17 protein-coding genes and 1 pseudogene are annotated in these 26,137 nt (G+C 58.3%); 8 read left to right on the forward strand and 10 right to left on the reverse strand.

All coding sequences use genetic code 11. From position 1 onward, the window contains the following. The first annotated feature begins 3 nt into the window (after positions 1-3). From ACEN8E_RS00415 to ACEN8E_RS00430, 4 genes are all read left to right on the forward strand, one after another. Positions 4-930: a sigma 54-interacting transcriptional regulator gene (locus ACEN8E_RS00415; RefSeq protein WP_495590992.1), complete on the forward strand. Its 927-nt coding sequence runs from the start codon at positions 4-6 to the stop codon at positions 928-930. Between the two features lie 172 nt (positions 931-1,102). Then, positions 1,103-2,191 (forward strand): hypothetical protein, encoded by a 1,089-nt coding sequence (locus ACEN8E_RS00420; RefSeq protein ID WP_495590993.1) that lies wholly within the window; start codon positions 1,103-1,105, stop codon positions 2,189-2,191. A 32-nt stretch (positions 2,192-2,223) separates the two neighbouring features. Then, the gene (locus ACEN8E_RS00425; protein ID WP_495590994.1) at positions 2,224-6,930 is read left to right on the forward strand and encodes an RHS repeat domain-containing protein; all 4,707 of its coding nucleotides are present in this window, start codon (positions 2,224-2,226) and stop codon (positions 6,928-6,930) included. A 178-nt stretch (positions 6,931-7,108) separates the two neighbouring features. Beyond that, entirely contained in the window at positions 7,109-7,891 is a 783-nt protein-coding gene (locus ACEN8E_RS00430) for a MetQ/NlpA family ABC transporter substrate-binding protein (protein ID WP_007972924.1), read from the forward strand. A gap of 92 nt (positions 7,892-7,983) precedes the next feature. Here ACEN8E_RS00430 and ACEN8E_RS00435 read toward each other — a convergent pair whose 3' ends face one another. Further along, positions 7,984-8,946 (reverse strand): IS110 family transposase, encoded by a 963-nt coding sequence (locus ACEN8E_RS00435; RefSeq protein ID WP_495589505.1) that lies wholly within the window; start codon positions 8,944-8,946, stop codon positions 7,984-7,986. Positions 8,947-9,474: 528 nt separating this feature from the next. After that, positions 9,475-10,671, reverse strand: coding sequence for an AAA family ATPase (locus tag ACEN8E_RS00440; protein ID WP_495590995.1), 1,197 nt, complete (start codon positions 10,669-10,671; stop codon positions 9,475-9,477). 175 nt (positions 10,672-10,846) lie between these two features. Here ACEN8E_RS00440 and ACEN8E_RS00445 point away from each other — a divergent pair, with 175 nt between their 5' ends. The 3 genes from ACEN8E_RS00445 to ACEN8E_RS00455 are packed head-to-tail and all read left to right on the forward strand — an operon-like array spanning position 10,847 to position 16,055. Next, complete coding sequence (locus tag ACEN8E_RS00445) at positions 10,847-11,950, forward strand: efflux RND transporter periplasmic adaptor subunit (RefSeq protein ID WP_429369898.1); 1,104 nt, start codon at positions 10,847-10,849, stop codon at positions 11,948-11,950. Beyond that, entirely contained in the window at positions 11,947-13,011 is a 1,065-nt protein-coding gene (locus ACEN8E_RS00450; protein WP_495590996.1) for an efflux RND transporter periplasmic adaptor subunit, read from the forward strand. The genes ACEN8E_RS00445 and ACEN8E_RS00450 overlap by 4 nt, the downstream gene beginning before the upstream one ends. Beyond that, positions 13,008-16,055 (forward strand): efflux RND transporter permease subunit, encoded by a 3,048-nt coding sequence (locus ACEN8E_RS00455; protein WP_495590997.1) that lies wholly within the window; start codon positions 13,008-13,010, stop codon positions 16,053-16,055. Before ACEN8E_RS00450 ends, ACEN8E_RS00455 begins: the two co-directional genes overlap by 4 nt. A gap of 103 nt (positions 16,056-16,158) precedes the next feature. Here the strand turns inward: ACEN8E_RS00455 and ACEN8E_RS00460 are convergent, their stop codons facing one another. From ACEN8E_RS00460 to ACEN8E_RS00470, 3 genes and pseudogenes are all read right to left on the reverse strand, one after another. After that, positions 16,159-16,788, reverse strand: coding sequence for a class I SAM-dependent methyltransferase (locus ACEN8E_RS00460; RefSeq protein WP_495590998.1), 630 nt, complete (start codon positions 16,786-16,788; stop codon positions 16,159-16,161). A gap of 156 nt (positions 16,789-16,944) precedes the next feature. Continuing rightward, positions 16,945-17,283: a DUF6124 family protein gene (locus tag ACEN8E_RS00465; RefSeq protein WP_495590999.1), complete on the reverse strand. Its 339-nt coding sequence runs from the start codon at positions 17,281-17,283 to the stop codon at positions 16,945-16,947. 363 nt (positions 17,284-17,646) lie between these two features. After that, positions 17,647-17,733: pseudogene (locus ACEN8E_RS00470) on the reverse strand (outer membrane lipoprotein carrier protein LolA); the annotation flags it as partial. A gap of 152 nt (positions 17,734-17,885) precedes the next feature. Between ACEN8E_RS00470 and ACEN8E_RS00475 the strand changes: the two are divergent. Next, the gene (locus ACEN8E_RS00475; protein ID WP_495591000.1) at positions 17,886-20,735 is read left to right on the forward strand and encodes an RHS repeat-associated core domain-containing protein; all 2,850 of its coding nucleotides are present in this window, start codon (positions 17,886-17,888) and stop codon (positions 20,733-20,735) included. A gap of 145 nt (positions 20,736-20,880) precedes the next feature. Here the strand turns inward: ACEN8E_RS00475 and ACEN8E_RS00480 are convergent, their stop codons facing one another. The 5 genes from ACEN8E_RS00480 to ACEN8E_RS00500 all read right to left on the reverse strand — a co-directional run bounded on the left by ACEN8E_RS00480 (position 20,881) and on the right by ACEN8E_RS00500 (position 26,119). After that, positions 20,881-21,525, reverse strand: coding sequence for a methionine ABC transporter permease (locus ACEN8E_RS00480; RefSeq protein WP_057712488.1), 645 nt, complete (start codon positions 21,523-21,525; stop codon positions 20,881-20,883). Then, positions 21,515-22,636, reverse strand: a complete 1,122-nt coding sequence (locus ACEN8E_RS00485) for a methionine ABC transporter ATP-binding protein (RefSeq protein WP_495591001.1) — start codon at positions 22,634-22,636, stop codon at positions 21,515-21,517. The genes ACEN8E_RS00480 and ACEN8E_RS00485 overlap by 11 nt, the downstream gene beginning before the upstream one ends. Before the next feature lie 2 nt (positions 22,637-22,638). Beyond that, entirely contained in the window at positions 22,639-23,448 is an 810-nt protein-coding gene (locus ACEN8E_RS00490; protein WP_492587438.1) for a MetQ/NlpA family ABC transporter substrate-binding protein, read from the reverse strand. 119 nt (positions 23,449-23,567) lie between these two features. After that, positions 23,568-24,926: an LLM class flavin-dependent oxidoreductase gene (locus tag ACEN8E_RS00495; RefSeq protein WP_495591002.1), complete on the reverse strand. Its 1,359-nt coding sequence runs from the start codon at positions 24,924-24,926 to the stop codon at positions 23,568-23,570. Further along, the gene (locus tag ACEN8E_RS00500) at positions 24,926-26,119 is read right to left on the reverse strand and encodes an SfnB family sulfur acquisition oxidoreductase (protein ID WP_495591003.1); all 1,194 of its coding nucleotides are present in this window, start codon (positions 26,117-26,119) and stop codon (positions 24,926-24,928) included. The genes ACEN8E_RS00495 and ACEN8E_RS00500 overlap by 1 nt, the downstream gene beginning before the upstream one ends. Positions 26,120-26,137: the final 18 nt, after the last annotated feature.

Here is a 26,137-nt window from a genome sequence, read left to right on the forward strand (position 1 = left end):
GCCATGAGCTTTGAAACCTTCGGTCAGCCGCTGCTGACCTTTCCCGATGCCGAGAAAAGTCCCCTGAGCATCCGCGCCAAGGCGTTGGTGTTTGTCGATCCGCGTTCACGGCAATTACGCGAAGACCTTGAACAACTGGCCACGCGTTCAGTGTCAGTGCTGATCCGTGGCGAAACCGGCACCGGCAAGGAATTGCTGGCCCGGCATATCCACCGCGCCAGTGATCGCGGCGGGTTATTCGTCTCGGTCAACTGCGGCGCCATCAGCCCGACCTATGCCGACGCCGAGTTGTTTGGCTACGCCGCGGGCAGTTACAGCGGTTCAGCGAGCAGTCGTGCCGGCTGGTTCGGCTCGGCCAATGGCGGCACGCTGTACCTGGACGAAATCGGCGACCTGCCGCTGCCGATCCAGATCAAACTGCTCGCCGCCCTGGAGAACCATGAAGTCACCCGCGTTGGCGCACATCAGCCGAGCCCGGTGGATGTGCGTCTGGTGGCGGCCACCAGCATCGATCTGGCCCAGGCGGTTGCCGCCGGAAAATTCCATGAACGGCTCTATCACTACCTCAGCGAAGGCCAGCTCGAACTGCCGGCACTGCGCGAGCGCACGGGTGACATCCTCTCGCTGGCCGAATACTTCCTCGGCATCTACAGCCAGCGCCTCGACTTGCCGGTGCCGCTGATCAGTGAAGCGGCGCAGCTTGTGCTGGAGCGTCACAGTTGGCCGGGCAATACCAGGGAGCTGGAGAACGTCATTCACTTTGCATTGCTGGTCAGTACTGGTGACGAAATCTTGCCTGAACATTTGAATCTGTCGGTTGCCCGGCCATCTGCGGTCCTCATACAAGGATGGATAGATCAACTTGTTCAATATGGCGATTTCGCTGAAGTCCAGGCGCTGAAAAAATATTTCACAAGCGTCAATATATAATCTAATTGATTGTTTTTATCGCGAAGCCAGGCAATTGATAGTTGCTTGGTTTTCTTTTTTGGCTGATCCTTGCTGTTATATTTTGTAATGTGTGCAGTGTGACTGTAACAATTTTGCATTTTGCAGGCTGATGAGCTTTGACGTATTTTTTAATTTCTCCTGGGTGTAATTGATGCCCGTAATTGTTAAACGTCATATGAAAAAGGAATTTTCTGTGAGGCTTGTTGAAAATAATGCTGCGATGGTCCCGAGTGCCGGCGATGAATTTAAAGATGCCAATGAACTTGCCGATGGTTATATGCCTGCTGATCCGGGGATGGCGCCCATGTCTTCTCATGAGTCTGGTTTTCCTGAGTGGGTAGACTTCAAACGATTTCAAGTCTTCTCAACTTCAGGTGGCAATGTAATTTACGCCAATGGGGTTCAGCAACTGAAATTGATAGTGGTTGTGCAAGCTGTAGACGATGGGCAAAAGGTCGTAGAAATTTCCAATGTCGAGTTCGACAGCATTCAACTGCTGGATGCCTATTCCGGCAAAGCCCTGCCGATAGACACTATTCGAGACGGCGAGGGGCCGGTGTGGAAGTGCTCTCTGGAACGAAACTTGTCATTCCAGTCGTTTCCTTACTCGGGTGAACTGCATGGTCCGGTTTTGCGGGGAAAAGGCATCTTTCTCAAGGAGTTCTACGTCAGCAGCAACTCTCCCGAATCCATCAAGCTGATTGCAGCCATTACCCGCTCGGACGGGGAGGCATTCTATTCGGAAGAAACCTCGGAATTCGGTGAAATAAGCCTGAGGACCGTTCCACCGCCGATCTATCGAAAAGAACAGTTCAGGGTTAAACGTCTATCCAGCAACTGGGAACCGACAGAGGACGTTGCCAAGGTTGATCGATATGTTCTGGACCTGTTGGTTGATCAGCACAATATAAAATTCGTCAGTTGCACGCTTACCGGCGTATTGCATGCACGTAGTGAAAACTCCGACTATCTAGGGTATTACGCCGTTGGATATTTTAATGGGGTCAAAGTTAATCATTGGCATGAAATACCGTGGGAAACAGTCGATACGATTGCGGTCAAGCATGAAGAGCAAGGCAAAGTTACTCTGTTGATGCATTTTGCCAGAAAAGGCGGAAATTCCCAGATCCGGTATGATAATTTATTGGTGAAAATACTTGTTCGGGATATGTATGGAAATAGGCATGAAGTTGATGTCGCAATGAATGCCGGCAATCCTTCGATGATTGAAGTTGTTTAACTTTACTGTATTTGCAGAATCAAGGAGTGATGATGAGTACAGCAGTGTCAGAAGTGGAATCAAACGCGTTCAATTTTTCTGAATTTATCCAGTCTGGAGTTGATGTCCGTACCGGCTCTTACAGCACCAGCATTAATCTCGCTGGCTGGATGGCTAACAATCTCAACGGTCCGCAGATATCCCTTGGTATTTCATTCGATAGTTTCCGCTCAACAGATCTCGGCTGGGGACGCGGTTGGTCATTGGGTTTGAGTTCCTACAACAAGAAGACCCGTAAGCTGACCCTTGCAAGCGGAGTTTCTTATCGTGTCTACATCAGCCGAGGGCGGCTCGTCGTCAAGGATAAAAAGCTTCAAGACACTTGGGTTACGCTCGACGGTGACAATCTGGTTGTCAGCCATAAAAACGGTCTGATCGAGAGGTTGGTCAGGCCGGATGAAACGTATGACGAATGGTTGCCCGAACATGTTTACTCCAACGAAGGGCGCTCGATCAGTCTGAGATACATGTTGGTACGGGGTCGCCGCGTCCTGCACGAAATTCACGATCAGCAACACCGCATCGTGGCCCTGAGTTATGAAACGAAAGATCAACCCGCCAGCATCACCGTATGGCCTGATCATCCGCAAAGACGCTTGAAGTTTGTTTTACGGGTTCGCGATGGGTGGCTCCGGCGGATAACCCTTGACCACGGGCCCGCCGAGCATCTTGCATGGTCATTCGATTACCAACTAGTTGATGGTTTTCTGGTCATGACGGATGTCCGCGCGCCTGGCGGAAGTGTCGAGAGAATTGAGTACACTCCTCAAAAGCATCGGTTGCCACTCGGGGCGCCAATCAAGGCTTTGCCGGCAGTCCGGCGCAGTGTTTTGACGCCAGGTGCAGGGTTGCCGACGATCACCCGCGTCTACGAATACTCCGACAAAAATTTCCTCGGTTATCAATCGGGACTTCGCTGGGCGCAGGACGGGGACCATCTACATGGGCACAAAGGGCCTTACACTTACTCCTGCACCGAACGCCTGGTTGCGGGTGAGGGCGACAAGACCGTTGAACTGAGTCGCATCGAAAGAACCTACAACCGCTTCCACCTGATGATTTCGGAAAAGTCCGTTTCCAACGCGAAGGTGCAGCAAAGAACGACTGCCTATCACGATGTTGACGGTCTGGACTTCTCCGATCAGCCCGCTAATTTCCAACTGCAGAAAACATCTGTCGTCAGTTATGTCGATACTTCTACGAACACCGCGCCCCGAACCGAAACCACCCATACGACCTATGATGAATTCGGCAATCTGCTAACGCAGATCAATCCGAGTGGAGCCCGGGAGACTTATGTCTATTATCCGGCAGAGGGTGCCGAGGGTTGCCCCCCCAACCCACTGGGTTTCATCACGGCATTGAAGGAGCGGTCGGTCACGCCGTCACCTGAATTTGCCCCGGCGCCGACGATCATTGCCCGTTTTTCCTACATTGACTTGCCGTCCATGCGCGAGGGCGGTCATCGGTTTTTGTTGCTTCAAAGCGAAAAGCTGTTTGAAGGCGGGAATACAAAACCAAGCGTGGATACTCGATTCGAGTACATCGATGATGCCAGTGATGCCTTCTACGGACGCCTCAAGAGTCGCTCGCAAGCCGAGCACAATGGCAATCGCCGTCTCGAATTCAAATATTCAATTGATGAAGATCGGGTGGAAACCCTTCAACAATTGCATGTGGGGAATGAAAGGCATGATCGCAAAGTTTGGCATGACCGATTGATCGGACAAGAAGTCAAGGCTCGGGATGGGGCCGGCAATGAGTTGGTGAAGAAGTACGACAATCTGAACCGCGTTGTTCGCGAGACGGCGGCATTCGATGGAACGGATATCGCGTCACGCATCACCGAATTCTACGGTGAAAGCCAGCCAGAGGACGGTGCAACCGTCGGCATCACCAGCATACGGGGTGTGCTGAGCAAGATTTGGCTCGACGGGGTCGGGCGTACGATCAAAGTCAAAGTTCAGGATGTCGATTCACCCGACAAGCCAATGCGTCTGAGCTATGAGGCGCACTACGACAATTTTGGTCGACTGGTAAGCGAAGTCAGCCAGGACTGGTTCGATGGCAAGGCCACTGCGGCAATCACGACCTACAGCCACGACGGCTGGGGGCGCGTATATAGAACGGTAGGTCCTGATGGTGTCGGGGTGAACGATGTGTTTGACCCGGTTTCATTGACTCGAACACGCTGGTGCGACGGTGCTGGAAAAACCCGTTCCGTGTTGAACGCGTTCGGTAAGCCAGATCGGGAAGAACGCATCGACTCAGAAGGTGTGGTCACGATTACCGCGTCTTTTTCCTACGACGGACTTGGGCGTTGCCTGACGCAAACCAACGAGGCAGGTTTCGAAACGAGCTTCCGTTATGACCTTTTCGGTCGTTTGATCGAAACGATTCTGCCGGATGGTACTTCGATAAAAAAAAAGTATGACCCTCTGAGAACAGGTGACCATCCGATCGAAATCAGTGCCGATGACTACGTGTTGGGCACCCGGACCTATGACGGTTTGTTGCGTGCCACCCGTACGACCGTCGGCGGCAGAACCGAAACAAAGGCCTATGAGGGTGGGGGCGCTCAAGCTTTGCAGCAAGTGACGGCGGCGGGCGATATTTTCAGGTTTGCCCTTGATCCCATGCTCAATGGAGCAGTGACCGAGCGGATGGGCAGCCACGCTCAATCAGCCAGATATCGATTTGATCCATTGACCGGGCAACTCGTCGAAACCTCCAGCCCTGCCATCCAGCGCCGGGTTGAGTACACCAGGTCAGGCAAAGAGAAGTCCCAGGAGTGGATCTCCAGCGAAGGCTGCTTCGGCACCACCACTACCCGCTCATTAAATGGGCTGCCCATCAGCTTCACCGATGTTAACGATGTAGAAACTACCTATGTCTATGACGCTGCGGCGCGTCCCGTAGAAGTTCGGCAGGGGCCGGTTCTGGCGAAGTACGTCTACGGTGCCCAGGGCCAATTGCTGACATTGAGTGTCGAGGACACTGCCGCGAAACGTTCGCTGACGACCACCTTGACTCACGATGCATTCGGTCGTGAGATCCAGCGTGTTTCGCAGTTCGGCGACGGATCTCGCCTGGAAATCCTTCATGTGTTTGGGGCCGATGACAAACTTCAGCAGCGATCGTTGGTGTCCGGTGCGCAATCACGTACAGAAACCTTCGCCTACGACAGGCGCGGGCGCCTGAAACGCTATGGCTGCGAAGGCACGCAGGCACCGACCGATGCCTGGGGAAAACGTATTGATTTCCAGGAATTCACCTACGACTACCTCGATAACCTGTTGACGGTGCGTACAGGTTTCGATGGAGAGGAGAACCTGTGCAGGTTTTCTTATGATCGCCCTGACAAAACCCAGTTGAGTTCGCTGACTCACAGTCACGCGCACTATCAACCCGGGCAAGTGAGCTTCGACTACGATGCCAACGGCAATCTGCTCAATGATGATCAAGGGCGCACGTTCAGGTATGACACTCTGAGTCGGCTCGAAAGTGGGGCCAGCGATGGCGGTCGTGCGAATTACCAATTCGATGGCGAAGATCAATTGCATGCGGTGGCCACCGAATCCGGAGAGCTGATCAGGTTTTTCTATAGTGAGCATGCGCTTTGCAGCGAAGTCGCGGGCAACCACCGACGCAGCCTGTTGGCAGGCGATGGCAGTTTCTTGGCCGAGCAGCAAGGTGACGACGTCGTCTTGTTTGTCACGGATGGTCAGGGCACGGCCCTTGCGCGCCTCGGATCTCAAGACGAATCTGTTTTGTCCTATGTTCCTTATGGTGATCGCCCAGCATCAAGCGGACTTGGCGCCCTGCTGGGGTTTCAGGGTGAGCGACTGGACCCTTCAACCGGGTGTTATCTGCTCGGCAGGGGTTATCGGGCCTACAACCCCCGATTGATGCGATTTCACAGCCCCGACAGTTGGAGCCCCTTCGAGGGTGGCGGCATCAATGCCTATGCCTATTGTCTGGGAGACCCGATCAATCTCAAGGACCCCACCGGGCATATCTCGACCCTGGGGTGGGTGAAAATCGGTGTGACCGCTGCCCTGGCCGCCGCCGCGATTGCCCTGACGGTCGTTACCATGGGCGCAACCGCGCCACTCGTGCCGATCTCGGCCAATGCCTTCGCCTTGTTAACACTGGAGGTCATTTCCGCGACGGTTTCAATCGCATCGGCGGTTGTCGAAGAACTGGCTCCGGATACCGTTGGCGCCCAGATATTGACCTACTCGTCGATAGCGCTGGGCGTGGTGTCGCTCGGGGCCACCGCGGTTGCAAAAATTGGCAGTAAAGGCATTGGCTTTGCGTTGACGAAAAGTGTGGGCGCCCTGGCGGACGTAGTGACTGCACAGCAAGGCGTTGCGCGCGTGGCAGTGGGGCGGCGTCTATATGCTGCTGCTTCTACGGCAAATGAGGCATTGAGAAGCACAGTCAAATTGCAGGGCCGGCTCAATAACGTGCTGACGGCAAAAACGGTAATCAGTGGGGGGAGTATCGCTGCCACATCAGCGTTCTTGGTTGCGAATTCTGAAAAGTACGCAGCCAAAGCCGATGCATTTCTACAAAATCGCTGGCCATCACTGGCCGAGGACTTCAGTGCTCAAAAGTTGCGGGACGGTGTGATGGACGCACTGGAGTCATTCACCCATGAGATTGGCGAACAGATCGTCACACTGCGTGGCAGTTGAGCAATGATGACCATAGCTATTCATGCTTTCAAAATGGAATATCAATCAGAATAAAAGTTATTGTTCTGGAATAAAAAATCCCGGTATTGTCCGCTTCACGCCAGCGATAGCACTTCACTGGCACTCTCATTTTCAAGCCGTCGCCACAAGCGATTGCGATTTTCGATAAGGACACTGCATGAAAAAGGTTCTGTTGTTCACCGCACTGGCGGCTGCCCTGACTGCGGGTCTGGCCCAGGCTGGCGAGAAACTGGTGGTTGCGGCAACCCCGGTTCCACACGCCGAGATTCTTGAGCTGATCAAGCCAACCCTCGCCAAAGAAGGCGTGGACCTGGAAATCAAAGTCTTCACCGACTACGTTCAGCCGAACGTGCAGGTCGACCAGAAGCGCCTGGACGCCAACTACTTCCAGACCCTGCCGTACCTCAAGAGCTTCAACGAAGGCAAAGGCACCCACCTGGAAACCGTGATCGGTGTGCACGTCGAACCTTTCGGCGGCTACTCGAAGAAAGTCAAAACCCTGGCTGAGCTGAAAGACGGCGCGACCATCGCCATCCCGAACGAAGGCAGCAACAGCGGCCGTGCTCTGATCCTGCTGCAGAAGGCTGGGCTGATCGAGCTCAAAGACCCGAAAAACGCCCTGGCCACGCCGAAAGACATCGCCAAGAACCCGCACAACTTCAAGTTCAAGGAGCTTGAATCGGCCATGCTGCCGCGTGTGCTGGATCAGGTCGACCTGGACATGATCAACACCAACTACGCGCTGGAAGCGGGTCTGAACCCGGCTAAAGACGCGCTGGTGATCGAAGGCGCCGATTCGCCTTACGTGAACTTCCTGGTGGCTCGTCCGGACAACAAGGACAGCGTTGCCATCCAGAAACTGGCCAAGGCTCTGACCAGCCCGGAAGTGAAAGCCTTCATCGAGAAGAAGTACAGCGGCGCGGTATTGCCGGCGTTCTGATTCGCGAAGTAAACCCATTCAAGGTTTCAAACGCCGGCGGCTAGCAATAGCGTCGGCGTTTTTTTGCGTGTGCACATTGCATGTGGGAGATTCTATGTTGCAGGGGAACCCTGCAGCCTTAAATTTGGCTGGTATTCGCTCTGATTTTTCATGAGGGCGAATGCCACCCGGCAGAGCTTGCGGGCGAGGATGACCAGAGCCTGAGTTCTGGCCAGGCCTCTTGCCAAGTAAGACTCATAGAGCGGTTTCCAGACGGGAGACCGGCAAGCCGCCATTGCTGCATTGTGCGCAAGACGCCGCAGCTCCCCATCGCCTTTTTTGCTCAAGTGGCGCGGACTGTGCTTCTTTCCTGAGTCCTTCGGCCTCAGGTCCATTCCCAAAAAGGCAATAAACGCATCGGCACTGGCGAATTGACCACGCATAAAAGTGGCTGCCAGACCGGTGGCCGTGAGTTCGCCAATCCCTTCAATCGCTTGACAACGCCTGATGTTTTCGGTGATCCCGGCCTCTTGGCTGGCTTTGCGCAGCAATTTCTGAATAGCCTGATCAGTCTGTTTGAAGTGCTCCAGCTCTTGGGCCAGAAGGTCTTTGAGAAGGGGCTCACTCGACCAACTCAGCATGATGCTAACCCGGGCTTTCATCAGTTCTGCACGTTTGTTGAGGAGGCTTTTCAACACGGTGTAGAGCTTCGGAGGTGGATTCCAGATGCGAAGCCGATCCTGCTCACTGGTCAGGTAACGTGCCAGCAAACGCGCATCACAGGGGTCGGTTTTTGCTCGCTGGCCAATGCTTTCGCGGTAGTGGCTCACCCGATAAGGGTCCACAACGTAAACTCGGTGCCCCATGCCATGGGCCAGTTCAGCGGTATCCAGGTGGTAGAGACTGGTGGCTTCCAAGGCAATCGAGCTTTGCGCCGGCAGGGATTTGAGCCAGCGCCCAATAGCTGTGCGATCGTTGTTGATGAACTGAGTGATTTTCAGATCTTCGCGGTAAACGACGATTTCTGCCTTGGCCACATCGACACCAACCACCGTTGGCGAGGTAAGGATTGTCATGACGAATCCTCGGAGCTAGGGTTTAAGTGCTTGTCGGGGTCTACCGTAGCGCTGGCTTGCCTCTATCGTCGGTATTAACCGATGAATTCCTTATCGGCGCTTTAGGTAGAAAGGGCGGAACGAGAAGTCTCCCACGGTCCGTACTGGCTAGAGTCGGAATCGAGCTTTTAGTCCCGCCCACCCCTTCAAGTCTAAACATACAAGCGAGCCTGCTCGCGAAGAGGGCGTGTCAATCGACACTGATGTTTGCTGATACGCCGCCTTCGCGAGCAGGCTCGCTCCCACAGGGTCAGGTCAGGCTACCTTGGCCTCCAAGGCCCTGCGCAAGGCGATCAAGAGTTTCAGAATGTCCTGCGGATCCAGCCGTTGCGGCGGTTGTACGTCTGCCATGTTCTCGTCCTTGTGAGATTGTGGCCGGGAGTCTGGCCAAAAGTGGTTCGTCCTTGGAGCTGCGTTTCGAAAAAAAGATCCTTCCTACGGTTCAAGGGAAAATAGACGTCTTCCATCTCCCGTCAAATCACGCGCCGTTCAATCCGGCCAATACCACGCCGGCTCATCCAGCATCCGCTGCCCGACAATCCCGGTCTGCCCGAGATTCTTCTCCAGCACGATGCAATTGCATTCCGGATCTTCCTGCAAAGCCGAAATCAAGCGCCGGGCATGGGACACCACCCACACCTGGCACTGCTCCGATGCACGGATGATCAAGCGCGCCAACGCCGGCAGCAGATCCGGGTGCAGGCTGGTTTCCGGTTCGTTCAGCACCATCAGCGTCGGCGGCCGGGGCGTCAGCAGCGCCGCCACCAGCAGCAGGTAACGCAACGTCCCGTCTGACAACTCCGCCGCCGACAGCGGGCGCAACAATCCTTCCTGATAGAACTCGATGGCAAAGCGTCCGCCGGCCAGCGGTTCGATGTGCAGTCGTGCACCGGGAAACGCATCGCTGATCGCAGCCCGCAAAGCGTCCGGATCACCGATTTCGATGATCGTCTGCAAGGCCGCCGCCAGATCGCGCCCGTCGTGATGCAGCACCGGCGTGCGGGTGCCCAGTTGCGGTTGACGCGCCGGGGCGTCGGCATCGCTGCGAAAGTGATCGTAAAAGCGCCAACGGCGGATGAACTCGCGCATCTCCAGCACTTCCGGAGAGCTGCGCAGGCTGCCGACCTGATCGAACAGGCTGTCGAACGTTGGCGTGTGTTGCGCCAGCACATCCCAGCGACGATCGGCGCGGGCACGGATCATCGGGCCGTCACGATCGACCAGCAGACTGGCCGGACGATAGAACGCGCCTGCCCACAGGCATTCGCGTTTGATCTGCGGGTCGAGGCTGAAATAAGACGGTATCGGCGTGCTGCGCCCGGGCAGCATGAAGTGGCCATTGGAATCGGGCAGGCCGAGGCTGATCGAGTAGCCGAAATCCTCTGCTGCAAACCCCAGGCGCAGGCGTTTGACGCCTTGGCGCACGCTGGGTTCGATGGCGACTTCGCCCGTGCGCATGCGCCGGGAGAGGGTTTCCGGGCCGGCCCAGAAGGTTGAATCCAGCCCGCCTTCACGGGCCAGGGCATTGACCACCCCGCCGTGGGCGGTCTCCGCCAGCAGGCGCAGCGCACGGTACAGGTTGGATTTGCCGCTGCCGTTGGGCCCGGTGATCAGATTCAGTCGGCCCAGCGGGATCACCAGTTTGTTGATCGAGCGGTAATTGGCCACTGCGAGCGTGTTGAGCATGTGGGTTCCTGAGAGGGTCGACCGGGGGTCATTGTCAGGCATGCGCAGGTGTCTATGGCAAGTGTTTCAGGGGTAAAGCGCGGCGAATTTTTTCTTCATAAGACGAACGTGCAAGGTTGAAATCCTGTTCTAAGCTCTCTGTCGAGTTGTCCATAAAAAAGGCCAAGGAGTTTGCATGGCGGTTCCCGGACTGAAAGTAGTAATGGCCTTGAGTGTCGTCACCCTGCTAACGGCGTGCGAGGAGAAAAAGCCCGTGCAGGAATACCTGCCGCGGGTGTTCGTACAAGTCGTCAAGCCAACGGATTACGCCGCTTCGGTCACCCTCACAGGCGATATCCAGGCGCGGGTACAGACGGAGCTGTCTTTCCGTGTGGGCGGCAAGATCATCCAGCGTTCGGTGGACGTCGGAGATCGCGTGACCGCCAAGCAAGTGCTCGCCCGGCTCGATCCCAAGGATCTGCAGGCCAGTGTCGATTCTGCCCAGGCACAAGTGGTCGCCGAACAGGCGCGAGTGAAGCAGAGTGCGGCGGCGTTCGTGCGTCAGCAAAAACTCCTGCCCAAGGGCTACACCAGCCAGAGCGAATATGACTCGGCCCAGGCGGCCTTGAACAGCAGCCAGAGCGCCTTGAGCGCTGCCCAGGCGCAGCTGGCCAATGCCAGGGATCAGTTGAGCTATACGGCGCTGGTTGCCGATGCGCCGGGGATCATTACCGAACGCCAGGCGGAAGTCGGCCAGGTAGTGCAGGCGACGATGCCGGTCTTCAGCCTGGCCCGGGACGGCGACCGGGATGCCGTGTTCAACGTCTATGAATCGCTGCTGGCCCATAAGCCTAAGGATCAGACCATTGTCCTGAGTCTGGTCGACAATCCCGCCATCAAAACCACTGGCACCGTACGTGAAGTCACCCCGTCGGTGTCGGCGCAATCGGGCACCGTGCAGGTCAAGGTCGGCCTCGACAAGCTGCCTGAAGGCATGCAGTTGGGCTCGGTGGTGAGTGCCACGGCCCAGGGCTCGGGCAAGGCGGCCATCGAGCTGCCGTGGTCGGCGTTGACCAAGAACATCAGTAAACCTGCGGTCTGGATTGTCGACGACAAGGGCAAGGCCCAACTGCATACGGTGACGGTCGGCCGCTACCTGACCGGCAAGGTCATCATCAGCGACGGGTTGAAGGAAGGGGATAAAGTCATCGTCGCAGGCGGGCAGTTGTTGCACCCGGACATGGAAGTCGAGATTGCCGAAAACACTTACAAGGATCTGACCTGGGGAGCCAAGCCATGAAGCCTTTATGGGCGTTGTCCATCGGGCTGGTGCTGAGCGCCTGTTCCAAAAGCGAACCACCGCCGGCACCGGTACGGCCGGTGCTGTCGATCAAGGTGCAGACCTTGAACGAAGAGGACCTGGGCCGCTTCGCCGGCAGTATCCAGGCTCGCTATGAAAGCAATACCGGGTTCCGCGTGGGCGGGCGAATCGCCAGCCGTAACGTCGATGTCGGTGCCGAGGTCGAGAAGGGCACGTTGCTTGCCACCCTCGATCCTTCCGATCAGCAGAACCAATTGCGCTCGGCTCAGGGCGACCTGTCGAAGATCCAGGCGCAACTGATCAACGCCAAGGCCACTGCCCAGCGTCAGCAAGCCTTGTTTGACCGCGGGGTTGGCGCGCAAGCGCAACTCGATGCGGCCAACACTGACCTGAAAACCACCCAGGCCTCCCTCGATCAGGCCCGGGCAGCCGTCGACCAGAGCAAGGACCAACTGGGCTACACCGAGTTGCGCGCCGATCATAAAGCCGTGGTCACCGCGTGGAGCGCCGAGGCCGGGCAAGTGGTCTCGGCCGGTCAGCAAGTGGTGACCCTGGCACAACCGGACATCAAGGAAGCGGTGATCGACCTGCCCGATACCCTGGTCGATCAATTGCCCAAAGACGTGGTGTTTCTGGTCGCTGCGCAACTTGATCCGAGCATCAACACCACGGCTGTCATCCGCGAAATCGAACCTCAGGCTCAAAGCGCCACGCGCACCCGTCGCGCCCGCCTGACCCTGGCCGAAACGCCAGCCGGCTTTCGTTTGGGCACGGCAATCAGCGTCACCTTGAGCTCGGCGATCAAGCCGCGCATCGAGTTGCCTGTGACCGCGCTGCAGGAGGTGGATGGCAAGCCGCGCATCTGGGTGATCGATGCGCAGAGCAAAACCGTCTCCCCCCGTGACATCACCGTGATCAGCCGCACCGGCAACACCGTGGTGCTGGCCGGCGGCGTGAAGAACGGCGAGCGAGTGGTCAGTGCCGGAGTCAACAGCCTCAAACCGGGGCAACAAGTGAAAATCGACGAGGACAGTCAATGAAAGGGCCTTTCAACCTCTCGGAATGGGCCCTCAAGCATCAGTCGTTCATCTGGTATCTGATGTTCGTCGCGTTGCTGATGGGTGTGTTCTCGTACTTCAACCTGGGTCGCGAAGAAGACCCTTCGTTCACCATCAAGACCATGGTGATCCAGAGCAAATGGCCGGGGGCGAACCAGGAGGAAACCCTCAAGCAGATCACCGACCGGATCGAGAAAAAGCTCGAAGAGCTGGATTCTCTCGACTACGTGAAAAGCTACACGCGCCCCGGTGAGTCCACGGTGTACGTATATCTGCGCGACACTACCAGTGCCAAGGACATCCCGGAAATCTGGTACCAGGTGCGCAAAAAGATCGCCGACATCAAATACCAGTTCCCACAAGGCATACAGGGGCCGTCGTTCAACGATGAGTTCGGTGACGTCTTCGGGTCGGTCTACGCCTTCACCGCCGACGGCCTGACCATGCGCCAGTTGCGCGATTACGTGGAACAGGCCCGCATGGAAATTCGCGGCGTGCCGGGGCTGGGCAAGATCGAAATGGTCGGCCAGCAGGACGAAGTGCTGTACCTGAACTTCTCCACGCGCAAACTCGCCGCGCTGGGCATCGATGAGCGTCAGGTGGTGCAGAGCCTGCAATCGCAGAACGCCGTGACCCCGGCGGGTGTCATCGAAGCCGGGCCGGAGCGGATTTCGGTGCGAACTTCAGGGAAATTCGCTTCGGAGAAAGACCTGGCCGAGGTCAACCTCAAGCTCAACGACCGCTACTATCGTCTGGCCGACATTGCCGAAATCAGTCGCGGCTATGTCGATCCGTCCTCGCCGGAATTCCGCTTCAACGGCAAACCGGCCATCGGCCTGGCGATTGCCATGCAGACCGGTGGCAACGTCCAGGCGTTCGGCAAGGCTTTGCACACCCGTATCGATCAGTTGACCGCCGACCTGCCGGTGGGGGTCGGCATCTATAACGTCTCCGACCAAGCCGTGGTGGTGGAAGAAGCCGTCGGCGGCTTTACCAGTGCCTTGTTCGAAGCTGTGGTGATCGTGCTGCTGGTCAGCTTCGTCAGCCTGGGCGTGCGCGCCGGGCTGGTGGTGGCGTGCTCGATCCCGCTGGTGCTGGCGATGGTGTTCGTGTTCATGGAATACAGCGGCATCACCATGCAGCGGATTTCCCTCGGTGCCCTGATCATCGCCCTCGGCCTGCTGGTGGACGATGCGATGATCACCGTGGAGATGATGGTCACGCGCCTGGAAATGGGCGAGACCAAGGAGCAGGCGGCGACCTTCGCCTATACCTCCACGGCGTTCCCGATGCTCACCGGTACGCTGGTCACGGTGGCGGGCTTCGTGCCGATCGGCCTGAACGCCAGCTCCGCCGGCGAGTACACCTACACCCTGTTCGCGGTGATTGCCTGTGCGATGCTGGTGTCGTGGGTGGTGGCCGTGCTGTTTGCGCCGGTGATCGGCGTGCACATCCTCAGTGCCAACGTGAAACCCCATGAAGGCGAGCCGGGGCGTATCGGCAAGGCGTTCAATGGCGGGCTGCTGTGGTGCATGCGCAATCGCTGGTGGGCCATTGGCGTCACCGTACTGTGCTTTGTGCTGGCGGTGTTTGGCATGCGCTACGTGCAGAACCAGTTCTTCCCGTCGTCGGACCGGCCGGAAATCCTCGTGGATCTGAACCTGCCGCAAAACGCCTCGATCGACGAAACCCGCCGGGCCGTCGATCGACTCGAAGCCACGCTCAAGGACGATCCGGACATCGTGCGCTGGAGCACCTACATCGGTCAGGGCGCCATCCGTTTCTATCTGCCACTGGACCAGCAACTGCAAAACCCGTTCTACGCGCAGTTGGTGATCGTCAGCAAAGGCCATACCCGCGAGGCCATGATGCACAAGCTTAGCGAGCGCTTGCGCAACGACTTCGTCGGCATCGGCGGTTATGTCCATGCACTGGAAATGGGCCCGCCGGTAGGGCGTCCGATCCAGTACCGGGTCAGCGGCAAGGACATCGATCAGGTGCGCCGACATGCCATCGACCTGGCCACCGAGCTGGACAAGAATCCGCACATCGGCGAGATCATCTACGACTGGAACGAACCGGGCAAAGTCCTGCGCATCGACATCGCCCAGGACAAGGCGCGGCAGTTGGGGTTGTCTTCCGAGGATGTGGCCAACCTGATGAACAGCATCGTCAGCGGCCAGACGGTGACCCAGGTCGATGACGACATCTATCTGATCAACGTGGTCGGGCGTGCGGTGGATTCCGAGCGCGGAACGCCGGAAACCCTGCAGAACCTGCAAATCGTCACGCCTGGCGGCACGTCGATTCCGCTGCTGGCGTTCGCCACGGTGCGCTACGAACTGGAGCAGCCGCTGGTGTGGCGTCGCGATCGCCTGCCGACCATCACCATCAAGGCGGCGATACGCGATGACATCCAGCCGACGGACCTGGTGAAAATCCTCAAGCCGTCCATCGACGATTTCGCGGCCAAATTGCCGGCGGGCTACAAGGTCGCCACCGGTGGTACGGTGGAGGAAAGCGGCAAGGCCCAGGGGCCGATTGCCAAGGTTGTGCCGCTGATGCTGTTTTTGATGGCGACCTTCCTGATGATCCAGTTGCACAGCGTGCAGAAGCTGTTCCTGGTGGCCAGCGTCGCGCCGCTGGGGCTGATCGGCGTGGTGCTTGCGCTGGTGCCTACGGGTACGCCCATGGGCTTCGTGGCGATCCTCGGTATTCTGGCGCTGATCGGTATCATCATCCGTAACTCGGTGATCCTGGTGACCCAGATCGAGGAGTACGAGCAGAAGGGTTATACGCCGTGGGACTCGGTGGTGCAGGCCACCGAGCATCGGCGTCGGCCGATCCTGCTGACCGCGGCAGCGGCGAGCATGGGCATGATCCCGATTGCCCGGGAAGTGTTCTGGGGGCCGATGGCCTACGCCATGATCGGCGGGATCGTCATCGCCACCTTGCTGACGCTGCTGTTTTTGCCGGCGCTGTATGTGGCCTGGTACAAGATTCGCGAGCCGAAGAAAGCGGCGTAGTAAAGGCGAGCGCTGCGCGCTCTATTCGCGAGCAGGCTCGCTCCCACAGGTTGAACGCGATCACCTGTGGGAGCGAGCCTGCTCGCGAAGGCGGCCGAACTGACTACGCATATTTACGCCAGACACTCGCCAACCAGGGCTGCTGCTCCCGCGGCAACCCTGCCGGCCGGTAGTAATGCTCAAGCTCGACAAACCCCGCCTCGATCAACAATTGCTGCCAGGCCGCCAGGTCGTGGTACGACCCATAACGTGGCCCGTTCCAGCCTTCCTGATTGTCACCACGGGGATTGGAACTGAACAACACGCCACCCGGTTTCAGCGTTCCCCACAACTGCTTCAACACCCGTGGCAATTCCTGACGCGGCACATGAAACAGCGCCGCATTGGCAAAGATCCCGTCGAAGCGTTCGGTCGGCAGATCGAGCTTCAGGAAATCCTGCTGCCACACCTCACAACCGCTGTCTTCACGGGCCAACTGCGCGAGCTTTTCCGAACCGTCGAGACCGACTGCCTTGTGGCCCATCCGAGTGAACGTCTGCAAATCCCGGCCCGGCCCACAGCCAAAGTCGAGAATGTCGAACGGCGCCTCGCCCTGAATGTGCCGCAACAGCGCATCGATGTTCTGGCTGACGTCGTGGTCGCGGGTGCCTTCGCGGAAGCTTTCGGCGACCGCGTTGTAGTGGCCGAGAGTGGTGGCGGTGATCTGCTCAAGATCGATGGGCGTCTGTTTCATGTCGGCTGCGCAGGCAATTGGGATTTGTCGAATATACGCCATGGCGCCGGGGGCTGCTTCGCAGCCCATCGCGAGCAGGCTCACTCCCACAGTTGATCGCGTACCCCTGTAGGAGCGAGCCTGCTCGCGATGGCGGTGGAACTGACAACAAATGGCTCAGTCCTTTTTCATCCCCAGGCATTCAATGGAGTGATCCACCATCGCCTTGGCAATCTCCAGCAAATGCCAGATCGAGTACACCATCGCACGGTCGGCGCCCTTGAGTTGATCGCCACATTGGTACGCATTGACCGAGGCACAGCGCAGCAGATCGGCAACATAGAGCTGGGTGTCTTCGAAACTCACGTCTTTGCTGACGTTGTAGAAGCGCAGTTCATCAGGTCGGGTGGGTTGATCGCCGGTCAGGTAGAAATCAATCGCACGGTAGAGCGCTGATCGATCTCTGGTTTCGTCGGCGGATGTTTCCGGAGGCGGATCGGGTACGGATTTTTCCATGAGTGTCACTCCTATTGCTGCATCGGAGCCATCACGTATCGCCTACTAAACGATTGGGTGGCGGCTGTACGCAGGTTAGTAGGCCGGTCAATAGGAAAACCGGTGCACCCGAAGATGCCCCACGCACAGCCACCAAATTCTGCATGCGGCAAATCGCCGGACATGAGCATGGAATCGCTATGCGCCTATTGTTCCGGGCTACTAAACCCGATCACTGATGAGCAGTGACGGACCGAGATTAGCCACCGGATTTGGCAGGCGCAAGCGAGCGAAATGATCTAGGAAATGTCCTGCAAAGGAAAGGGAACGAGCCTTCGGAAACGCTGATTTCTTTGTACGAAATATCGTCTGAACCGCCACTCGTGTAGGAGCGAGCTTGCTCGCGAAAAACCTGAGGGCGCCACGGGGAATCAGGTTGCCCGCGTTATCGTTGACCTCCATCGCGAGCATGCTCGCTCCTACAGAGCTACCGCTTGTCGAGGCTCCGCGCGGCGTTCCGACGATGGCGATTTCACAGGCGCCGAACTGTAACTTCTTACAGTTTCGGTCCGGCGAAAAAAGGCTCAGTCTGTTCTCAGGCAGAGCGAAGGACCGACAACGCAATGAACCCCCACGCTGCGACCCCCACGCTGTCGGTCGTCGATCCACGTACCCTGTCGGTTCGCAGCGTCGGCTATTGCCGTCATCCCGACCTCCCGGTGATTGATCCACGCATCACCCGGCAAGGCTTCGACGCGGCAGGGCGCTTGGTCGAGTCCTGGGATCCGCGGTTGTGGGGCACGGCACCGAACCTGACCACGCTCTACAGCCTGAGCGCTCAACCGTTGCTGACAGACAGCGTCGATGCCGGCTGGCAGTTGAGTTTGCTGGATCAGGCAGGTTCGCCCGGTTCGTTCTGGGATGCACGAGGCAGTCAGCGTCACATTGATTTTGACGATCAGCAACGTCCGGTTTCCGTCACGGAGCGGGCTGCAGGAGAACTGCCTCGCGTGGTGGAGCGCTTGACCTATGGTGGCGCCGATCCTGTTTTCGCCGAACATAACCAGTGCGGGCAGTTGATCCGCCATGACGATCCGACCGGCGTTCAAATCTGCCGAGCCTACGGGCTTGCCGGTGCCGTGCTGGTTGAAGATCGACGTTTTCTCGCGGACCTCGAATTACCGGATTGGCCCCCGGGCATCGAGGAGCGCGAGACAAGGCTGGAAGATCAAGCGTTCACCACTCGCCACACGTTCAACCCTGGCGGAGAGCTTCAGCGACAAGTCGATGCGATGGGCAACGTTCGCAGCTTTGGCTACGACGTGGCCAGCAAGCTTAGTGGGGCCTGGCTACAACTGGCGGCCTCTGGAAAACTGCCGCAACGCCTGGTCAACGACATCCGCTACAACGCCCAGGATCAGGTCGAACGCGAAACCGCCGGCAATGGCGTGATATCCCGCGCCGACTACGCTGCCGATGACGGGCGGTTGATCCGGCTAACGGCAGCGGTCGGCAACCAGAAACCCTTGCAGGACCTGAACTACTTCTACGACCCGGTGGGTAACATCGTCGAGCTGCACGACCGGTCCCAACCCGTCAGCCATTTCAACAACCAGCGCATCGAGCCGATTAACCGCTACCGCTACGACAGCTTGTATCAACTGGTCGAAGCCAACGGCTGGAAGGTCAGCCAACCGAGCCATGGCCCGACGCTACCGGAACTGTTGCCCACACCGCTGGACCCCAACCAGCGGCGCCATTACACCCAACGCTTCGAGTACGACCGGGGCGGCAATCTGCTCACCCGCCAGCACAGCGGGGCGCCCGGCTTCTCGATGTTCACCTCGGCACGAAGTAACCGCAGCCTCGCGCAACGGGACGACGGCTCGCTGCCGGGCGAGCCTGAAATCGCCTTGGGTTTCGATGCAGGTGGCAACCAACGGGAACTGCAACGCGGGCAATCCATGCTCTGGGACATCCGCAACCAATTGAACCGCGTGACGTTGGTCAAGCGCGAAACCGGGCCCGACGACTACGAATGCTACCGCTACGACCGCCCCGGCCATCGCTTGCGTAAAACGAGATTCGCCCACAGCAGCGGCCGTACCCTGCGCAGTGAGGTCCGTTACCTCCCCGGTCTGGACATCCACCGTCAGGCCGATGGTGAAGAACATCACGTCATCAGCGTCGAAGCCGGGCGCAGCAACGTGCGGGCGCTGCACTGGCCCCAAGGCGCACACGACGATCAACTGCGCTACAGCCTCAGTGATCACCTCGGTTCCAGTACATTGGAACTGGACGACGAGGCGGGCGTACTGACCCGGGAACACTACTATCCTTTCGGTGGCACAGCCTGCTGGGCGGGCAAAAGTGCGCTGGTGGCGCAGTACAAGACCATCCGTTATTCGGGCAAAGAGTTGGATGCAACGGGGCTCTATTACTACGGTTATCGGTACTACGCGCCGTGGTTGCTGCGGTGGGTGAGCCCAGATCCGGCAAGGGACGGACTCAACGTATTCGAGATGGTCGGCAACAATCCGATGAATTTTTTTGATCCTGACGGATTGACAGCAGAATCGGCGAGACGGAGATGGAGAGAAGTTTACGCTGCAGTGGCGACTTCCAATACTGGAGTTCGGGTTCGAACCGTCGCACAGGGAATAATCGCTGTTGATATCGCTGGCGGAAATGAATTGTTCAACCGCATGGGCGTTGGCCTCACACGGGATATTGACAGTGACAGGAGGCTTTCGTACTTGTCGATTGATGTTTCCTTGCGAGGAAAAATTGCCGGAGGCGTTCGTCCGGTTCATCTCCAATCATTATCGGGGAGTGCTATCAAGGCGGAGGCCAAAATAAGAAGTGAGGGCTCTGTCGCGTATATAAACGGCGGTTTTTTCAACATGGACCACCGGGTAAGCATGAATATCCCGACTTATGCGTCAGTGGGTTTCAATGTTATTGACCATAAACGAAGAGAGTATGTCGATGTTCCTTCAGTTTATAGATCGAATTACGCGAAGATCCGGATGAGCGACCAATCGATGATTCACTCTGGACCTGTGCTTTCAAGGCAAGGGAAGGCGACCTTCACCCAGGAGATGCTGAGCGAGCCGAGGTTTCGGTACGCTGAACACGCCAGTACGCCGGGCAAACTGGGTCATGCGAGTGAACCCAATGCCCGTTCCGCAATCAGCCTTCCGGAGCCATTGGTCGCTGGGCAACGTACACGGTTAGCAATGGGCGCAACCACGCTACGAACTCCATTATCTCCAGGTTATACAATGCCCGAATGGTCCATGGTTATGGCCAGGCTCGACAGGTTAAACAGGGCTGGTGGGCAGTCGGTAAATCTTGATGGAGGTTTTTCGGTTGCGCTTGGGGTTGTCGGCGAAGAAGGTGCATTTCTCATGACGCGTTCAACTCCTGGCGCTCCAGATAGAGGCATTGGAAACTTTATTGCCTACTACTGAAGCCTCCGATTTTTTCAACGAGTCTTGCGTGGGGTTGCGAATGGAATGTCCTGAGCGCCATCGGTAGTTATCGAGCACAGCTTCTGAAGAGGCGCCTGCATCAATACCTGAGCGGGACCGATATACCCGCTCAGATTCAACTGGTTCAACGCTTGTTCAGACCTCGCGCCAACCGATCCCCACCCAACTGAATCACCGCCACCAACGCCACCAGCAGCACAATCACCGTCAACATGATCTGGCTATCGAACCGCTGATACCCATACCGATACGCAATGTCCCCCAAGCCACCCGCACCAATCGCCCCGGCCATGGCGGAGGAGTTGATCATGGTCACCAGGGTGATGGTGAACCCGCCGACAATCCCGGGCAGCGCTTCCGGTAACAGCACATGCCAGACGATGTGCCAGCGTCGGCAGCCCATGGCTTGCGCCGCTTCGACCAATCCGTGATCGACCTCGCGCAAGCTGACCTCGGCAATACGCGCAAAGAACGGCGTAGCCGCGATGGTCAGCGGCACCACGGCAGCCCATACGCCGTAAGTGGTGCCGACGATGAGCCGGGTGAACGGAATCAAAGCGACCATCAGGATCAGGAAAGGAACCGAGCGGAATAGGTTCACGAATGCGCCCAAAGCGCGGTTCAGCGCCGGGGCTTCGTAGATGCCGCCCTTGGAACTGGTGACCAGAATCACGGCCAGCGGAATGCCCGCCAACAACGCAATCAACGACGACACGCCGACCATCAGGAAGGTGTCGATAAAACCCTGCAGCAAGCGATCAAACCACATAACCCAGTACCTCCACCTGTTGCGCCCATTGGCTGGCGCGCTGACGCAATTCTTCGGCACCGAGGGAAGAGCCCGTCACCGCCAGCAGCAGTTGCCCAAGCACATGCCCCTGAATCCTTTCCACGCCACCTTGCAGCAAGCGCACTCGGCCACCGAGCGCGCTGAAGAGTGCTGCCAGGTCCGGTTCGTCGCGTTGGCTGCCGGTGAACTGCAAGCGCAGGACCACAGCGGCATCGGGGGATGTCGCTTGCGCCAACAGACGGCTTTGCAGTTCTTGCGGCAATGCGTGTTGCAACGGCGCGAGCAGCGTCTTGCTGACCTCATGCTGTGGATTGCCGAAGACTTCCCACACCGGCCCTTGCTCAACGATGCGGCCGTGTTCGAGCACGACCACCCGATCACAGATCTCGCGGATCACCGTCATCTCGTGGGTGATCAAAACGATGGTCAGCCCCAGGCGCCGGTTGATCTCGCGCAGCAGGCCGAGGATCGATTGCGTGGTCTCCGGGTCCAGCGCCGAGGTGGCTTCGTCGCACAGCAGGATCTGCGGGTCATGCACCAGCGCCCGGGCAATGCCCACGCGCTGTTTCTGCCCGCCGGACAACTGCGCCGGGTAAGCCATGTGCTTGGCCTGCAAGCCGACCAGTTCCAGCAGTTCACGGACCTTTTGCTCGCGTTGTTCCTTCGGCACGCCAGCGACTTTCAACGGCAGCTCGACGTTCTGCCAAACAGTCTTGGCCGACATCAGGTTGAAGTGCTGGAAGATCATGCCGATGCGCCGACGCAGCGCCACCAGGTGGTCTTCGTCGAACTCGCCGATGTCGACCTGATCGATCAGCACCCGACCGCTACTCGGTTGCTCCAGGCGGTTGATGGTACGGATCAGCGACGATTTGCCGGCACCGCTGCGGCCGATGATGCCGAACACTTCGCCACGCTGGATCGCCAGGTCGATGCCGTGCAGGGCAGCCACCGGCCCTTGCTGGCCGTTGTAGGTTTTGCCCAGGCCGATGAAGCGGACGTGGGCATGGTTCAGCTCGGGATGCAGCTCAGTGCGTTCGGCACTTTGCGGCTCTGGAATCTCCAGTCGCCGTTGGATGGCGGCAGTCATGCTCAGCTTTCCCAGCCGGCTTGATACAGCTTGCCGTGAGCTTTATCCAGCGCGGCACGCACTGCGGGTGAGTGCTGGTAGATGTCGACGAACTTGATCAGGCGCGGGTCGGTTTTGCTCTTGGGCTGGATCACGAACTGAATCACGTACTCCTTGTGATCGAGGCCGTCGAACAGCAGCGCGGAGCCTGCATCGAAGGTTTTCGACAAGCGAATGTAGGCCGGGTAGCCCTGCACCAGATCGGCATCGTCATAGGCACGTACCAGTTGCACGGCTTCGACCTGGAGGATCTTGATGTGCTTCGGGTTGGCGATGATGTCTTCTTCGGTGGCCTTGTAGCCGACGCCGGGCTTGAGGGTGATCAGCCCGGCCTTGGCCAGCAGCTGCAAGCCGCGACCGCTGTTGATCGGGTCGTTGGCGATGGCCACGCTGGCGCCTTGTGGCAGCTCGTCGAAGCTTTTGTATTTTTTCGAATAGAGGCCGACGTTGTTGATGATTCCCGGTGCGAAAGGCACCAGGTCGAAGCCCGAAGCGGCCTTGGCGTTTTCCAGGAACGGGATGTGCTGGAAGTAGTTCACATCGATGTCGCCGGCGGCGAGGCTGACGTTCGGTGCGATCCAGTCGGTGAACTCCACCAGTTCGACTTTCAGGCCTTGTTTGCCGGCCTCTTCGACGGCCGCCTCCAGGGGAATGGCGAAGGCGGCGGTGGTGCCGATTTTCAGTGGCGCGTCGGCGGCGAAAGTCACCGAGCTGAACAGGCCGAGGGCCAGGGCCAGTGCTTTGACTGGGTGAGAGAGGTAGTGCTTTTTCATGATGAGTTATCCAGTCAGTGCATAGAATTTGTGGTGTTGGGTCGGGCCTCTTCGCGAGCAGGCTCGCTCCCACAGGGGTATGCATTCCAAATGTGGGAGCGAGCCTGCTCGCGAAGCTTCTAGCGGCGAAACGCCGATCCCGTGTGTTGCTCAGGCAAAAACGCCCCTTCGCGAAACAGCTTTTCCCGCAAGCTGCCGCTGTCGTACGCAGTCTTGTACGACCCCCGCCGTTGCAGTTCAGGAATCACCAGCTCAATGAAATCCTCATAGCTTTCCGGCGTGACGATGCGGGTCAGGTTGAAGCCATCCAGCCCGGTTTCGGCGATCCACGATTCCAGCTCATCGGCCACCTGCTCAGGCGAGCCCACTACGGTGATGTAGCGACCGCCGAGGGCGTGTTGTTCGAGCAATTTGCGCCGGGTCCAGTCGTTGTTTTGCAGGTGTTTGGTGGCGGACTGGATCGCGTTGCTCTTCACGTACTGGATCGGTTCGTCGATTTCATACAGAGAAAAATCAATCCCGGTGGACGCCGAAAAATGCGCCACGCCGGCTTCGGCGCTGGCGTAGCTCAGGTATTCGGCGTGCTTGGCCCAGGCCAGGTCTTCGGTGGCGCCGACGATCACATTCAGGCCCATGAACACCTTGAGGTCCTCGGGGTTGCGTCCGGCGCCGACGGCGCTGGCGCGCACCTTGTCCACCTGCGCCTTGGTCGACGCCTTGGTCTGGCCGCTGATGAACACGCACTCGGCATGGCGCCCGGCGAACAGCAAGCCGCGATCCGAACTGCCGGCCTGGAACAGCACCGGCGTGCGCTGCGGCGAGGGTTCACAGAGGTGATAACCCTCGACCTGATAGAACTCGCCCTTGTGCTCGACTTTGTGCACTTTCTCGGGCTGCGCGTAGATCCGTTGCTGCCGATCGTTCAGCACCGCACCGTTTTCCCAACTGCCTTCCCAGAGTTTGTAGAGCACCTCCAGGTACTCGTCGGCCTGGTCGTAGCGACGGTCATGCTCGACCTGTTCGCTCAGGCCCATGGCCTTGGCCGCACTGTCGAGATAGCCGGTGACGATGTTCCAGCCAACTCGGCCACGGCTCAGGTGATCCAGGGTCGACAGGCGTCGGGCGAACAGATATGGCGCTTCGTAGGTGAGGTTGGCGGTCAGGCCGAAACCGAGGTTTTTCGTTACCGCCGCCATGGCCGACACCAGCAGCAGCGGGTCGTTGACCGGCAACTGGATCGACTCTTTGAGCGGCACGTCCACCGAGTTCTGATAGACGTCGTAGACCCCGACGATGTCGGCGATGAACAGGCCGTCGAACAGCCCGCGCTCCAGCAACTGTGCCAGTTCGGTCCAGTATTCGATCGTGTTGTACTGCGTCGAGTTATCCCGTGGATGGGTCCACAGGCCATGGTTGATGTGCCCGATGCAGTTCATGTTGAACGCATTGAGCAGGATCTTCTTTTTAGTGCCGGCCATCAGATGGTCCCCCGCAGTGGCGGGTTTTCATCGTTGAGGTAGTAATTACCTACGGCGTGATACTTCCAGCGCACCGGATCGTGCAGGGTGTGCACCCGGGCGTTACGCCAGTGGCGGTCGAGGCCGTGTTCGATCAAGGTCGCCTGGCTGCCGGCCAGTTCGAACAGCGTGCTGCCGGCGGCCAGGGAGATTTCGGTGCTCAGGGCGCGGGCTTCGGCGACGGCAATCGACGCGGCCGCGACGGTCTCGGCATGGGTGTCGGCCTGGGCCTTGTCGAGGTATTCGCCCGCACGCTCCAGCAGAGCCTCGGCGGCGTGCAGGCGAATGCTCAGGTGGCCGAAGCTCTTGAGGGTCAGCGGATCGTCCGTGGCTTTTTCGTGGGTGGCGTCGATCCACGGCCGGGTTTTGGTGCGCACGAAATGCAGCGCATCTTCATACGCGGCGCGGGCGATACCGGTGTCGATGGCGGCATGGAGAATTTGCGCCAGCGGGCCGACCGGGGTCGGGCGCTCGAAGGCGCTTTGAAAGGGGATCACATCTTCAGCGGCAACAAACACATCCTCAAAGACCACCGAGCCGCTGCCGGTGGTGCGCTGGCCGAAGCCGCTCCAGTCGTCGATCACGCTCAGGCCCTTGCTGTTGCGCGGGACGAACGCCAGTTGCTGCACGCCGTTTTCATCCACCACCGAGGTGGGAATGCGTTGGGCGTAAATCGCACCGGTGGCGTAGAACTTGCGACCATTGATGCGATAGCCGCTGCCGTCGCGAGTCAGGCTGGTGATGCGATCGTGTGCGGTTTTGGTGCCGAGTTCGGCCAATGCATTGCCGAAGCGCTGGCCGGCCAGTACTTCGGCATAAAGACGTTTTTTCTGCGCGTGGTTGCCGTTCACCCGCAACACTTCGAGGGCATAAAAATGGTTTTGCGGGATTTGCCCTAGCGAGCCGTCGGCCTGGGCAATCAAGGCGATGACCTTGGCCAGGGTGACGTTGGAAACGCCGGCGCCGCCATACTCTTTCGGCACGCTGATGCCCCACAGGCCCGAGCGGGAAAATACTTCCAGTTCCGGGTGTGGCAGGTGGCGCTCGCGGTCACGCAGGGCGCTGTCGCGTCTGAAGTCTTCGGCCAGGTCGCTGGCGACGATCAGGGCTTGTTCATCGCTGGTGATGACCGCGACGTGCTGAGAATTTGTCATGTTGTTCTCCAGATGTCT

Source organism: Pseudomonas sp. Pseusp9 (assembly GCF_059491265.1).

Bases quoted from the DNA above. Each gene is read 5' to 3' on its own strand.
- ACEN8E_RS00415 (WP_495590992.1), top strand. From the start codon at position 4: ATGAGCTTTGAAACCTTCGGTCAGCCGCTGCTGACCTTTCCCGATGCC.
- ACEN8E_RS00420 (WP_495590993.1), top strand. From the start codon at position 1,103: ATGCCCGTAATTGTTAAACGTCATATGAAAAAGGAATTTTCTGTGAGG.
- ACEN8E_RS00425 (WP_495590994.1), top strand. From the start codon at position 2,224: ATGAGTACAGCAGTGTCAGAAGTGGAATCAAACGCGTTCAATTTTTCT.
- ACEN8E_RS00430 (WP_007972924.1), top strand. From the start codon at position 7,109: ATGAAAAAGGTTCTGTTGTTCACCGCACTGGCGGCTGCCCTGACTGCG.
- ACEN8E_RS00435 (WP_495589505.1), bottom strand. From the start codon at position 8,946: ATGACAATCCTTACCTCGCCAACGGTGGTTGGTGTCGATGTGGCCAAG.
- ACEN8E_RS00440 (WP_495590995.1), bottom strand. From the start codon at position 10,671: ATGCTCAACACGCTCGCAGTGGCCAATTACCGCTCGATCAACAAACTG.
- ACEN8E_RS00445 (WP_429369898.1), top strand. From the start codon at position 10,847: ATGGCGGTTCCCGGACTGAAAGTAGTAATGGCCTTGAGTGTCGTCACC.
- ACEN8E_RS00450 (WP_495590996.1), top strand. From the start codon at position 11,947: ATGAAGCCTTTATGGGCGTTGTCCATCGGGCTGGTGCTGAGCGCCTGT.
- ACEN8E_RS00455 (WP_495590997.1), top strand. From the start codon at position 13,008: ATGAAAGGGCCTTTCAACCTCTCGGAATGGGCCCTCAAGCATCAGTCG.
- ACEN8E_RS00460 (WP_495590998.1), bottom strand. From the start codon at position 16,788: ATGAAACAGACGCCCATCGATCTTGAGCAGATCACCGCCACCACTCTC.
- ACEN8E_RS00465 (WP_495590999.1), bottom strand. From the start codon at position 17,283: ATGGAAAAATCCGTACCCGATCCGCCTCCGGAAACATCCGCCGACGAA.
- ACEN8E_RS00475 (WP_495591000.1), top strand. From the start codon at position 17,886: ATGAACCCCCACGCTGCGACCCCCACGCTGTCGGTCGTCGATCCACGT.
- ACEN8E_RS00480 (WP_057712488.1), bottom strand. From the start codon at position 21,525: ATGTGGTTTGATCGCTTGCTGCAGGGTTTTATCGACACCTTCCTGATG.
- ACEN8E_RS00485 (WP_495591001.1), bottom strand. From the start codon at position 22,636: ATGACTGCCGCCATCCAACGGCGACTGGAGATTCCAGAGCCGCAAAGT.
- ACEN8E_RS00490 (WP_492587438.1), bottom strand. From the start codon at position 23,448: ATGAAAAAGCACTACCTCTCTCACCCAGTCAAAGCACTGGCCCTGGCC.
- ACEN8E_RS00495 (WP_495591002.1), bottom strand. From the start codon at position 24,926: ATGGCCGGCACTAAAAAGAAGATCCTGCTCAATGCGTTCAACATGAAC.
- ACEN8E_RS00500 (WP_495591003.1), bottom strand. From the start codon at position 26,119: ATGACAAATTCTCAGCACGTCGCGGTCATCACCAGCGATGAACAAGCC.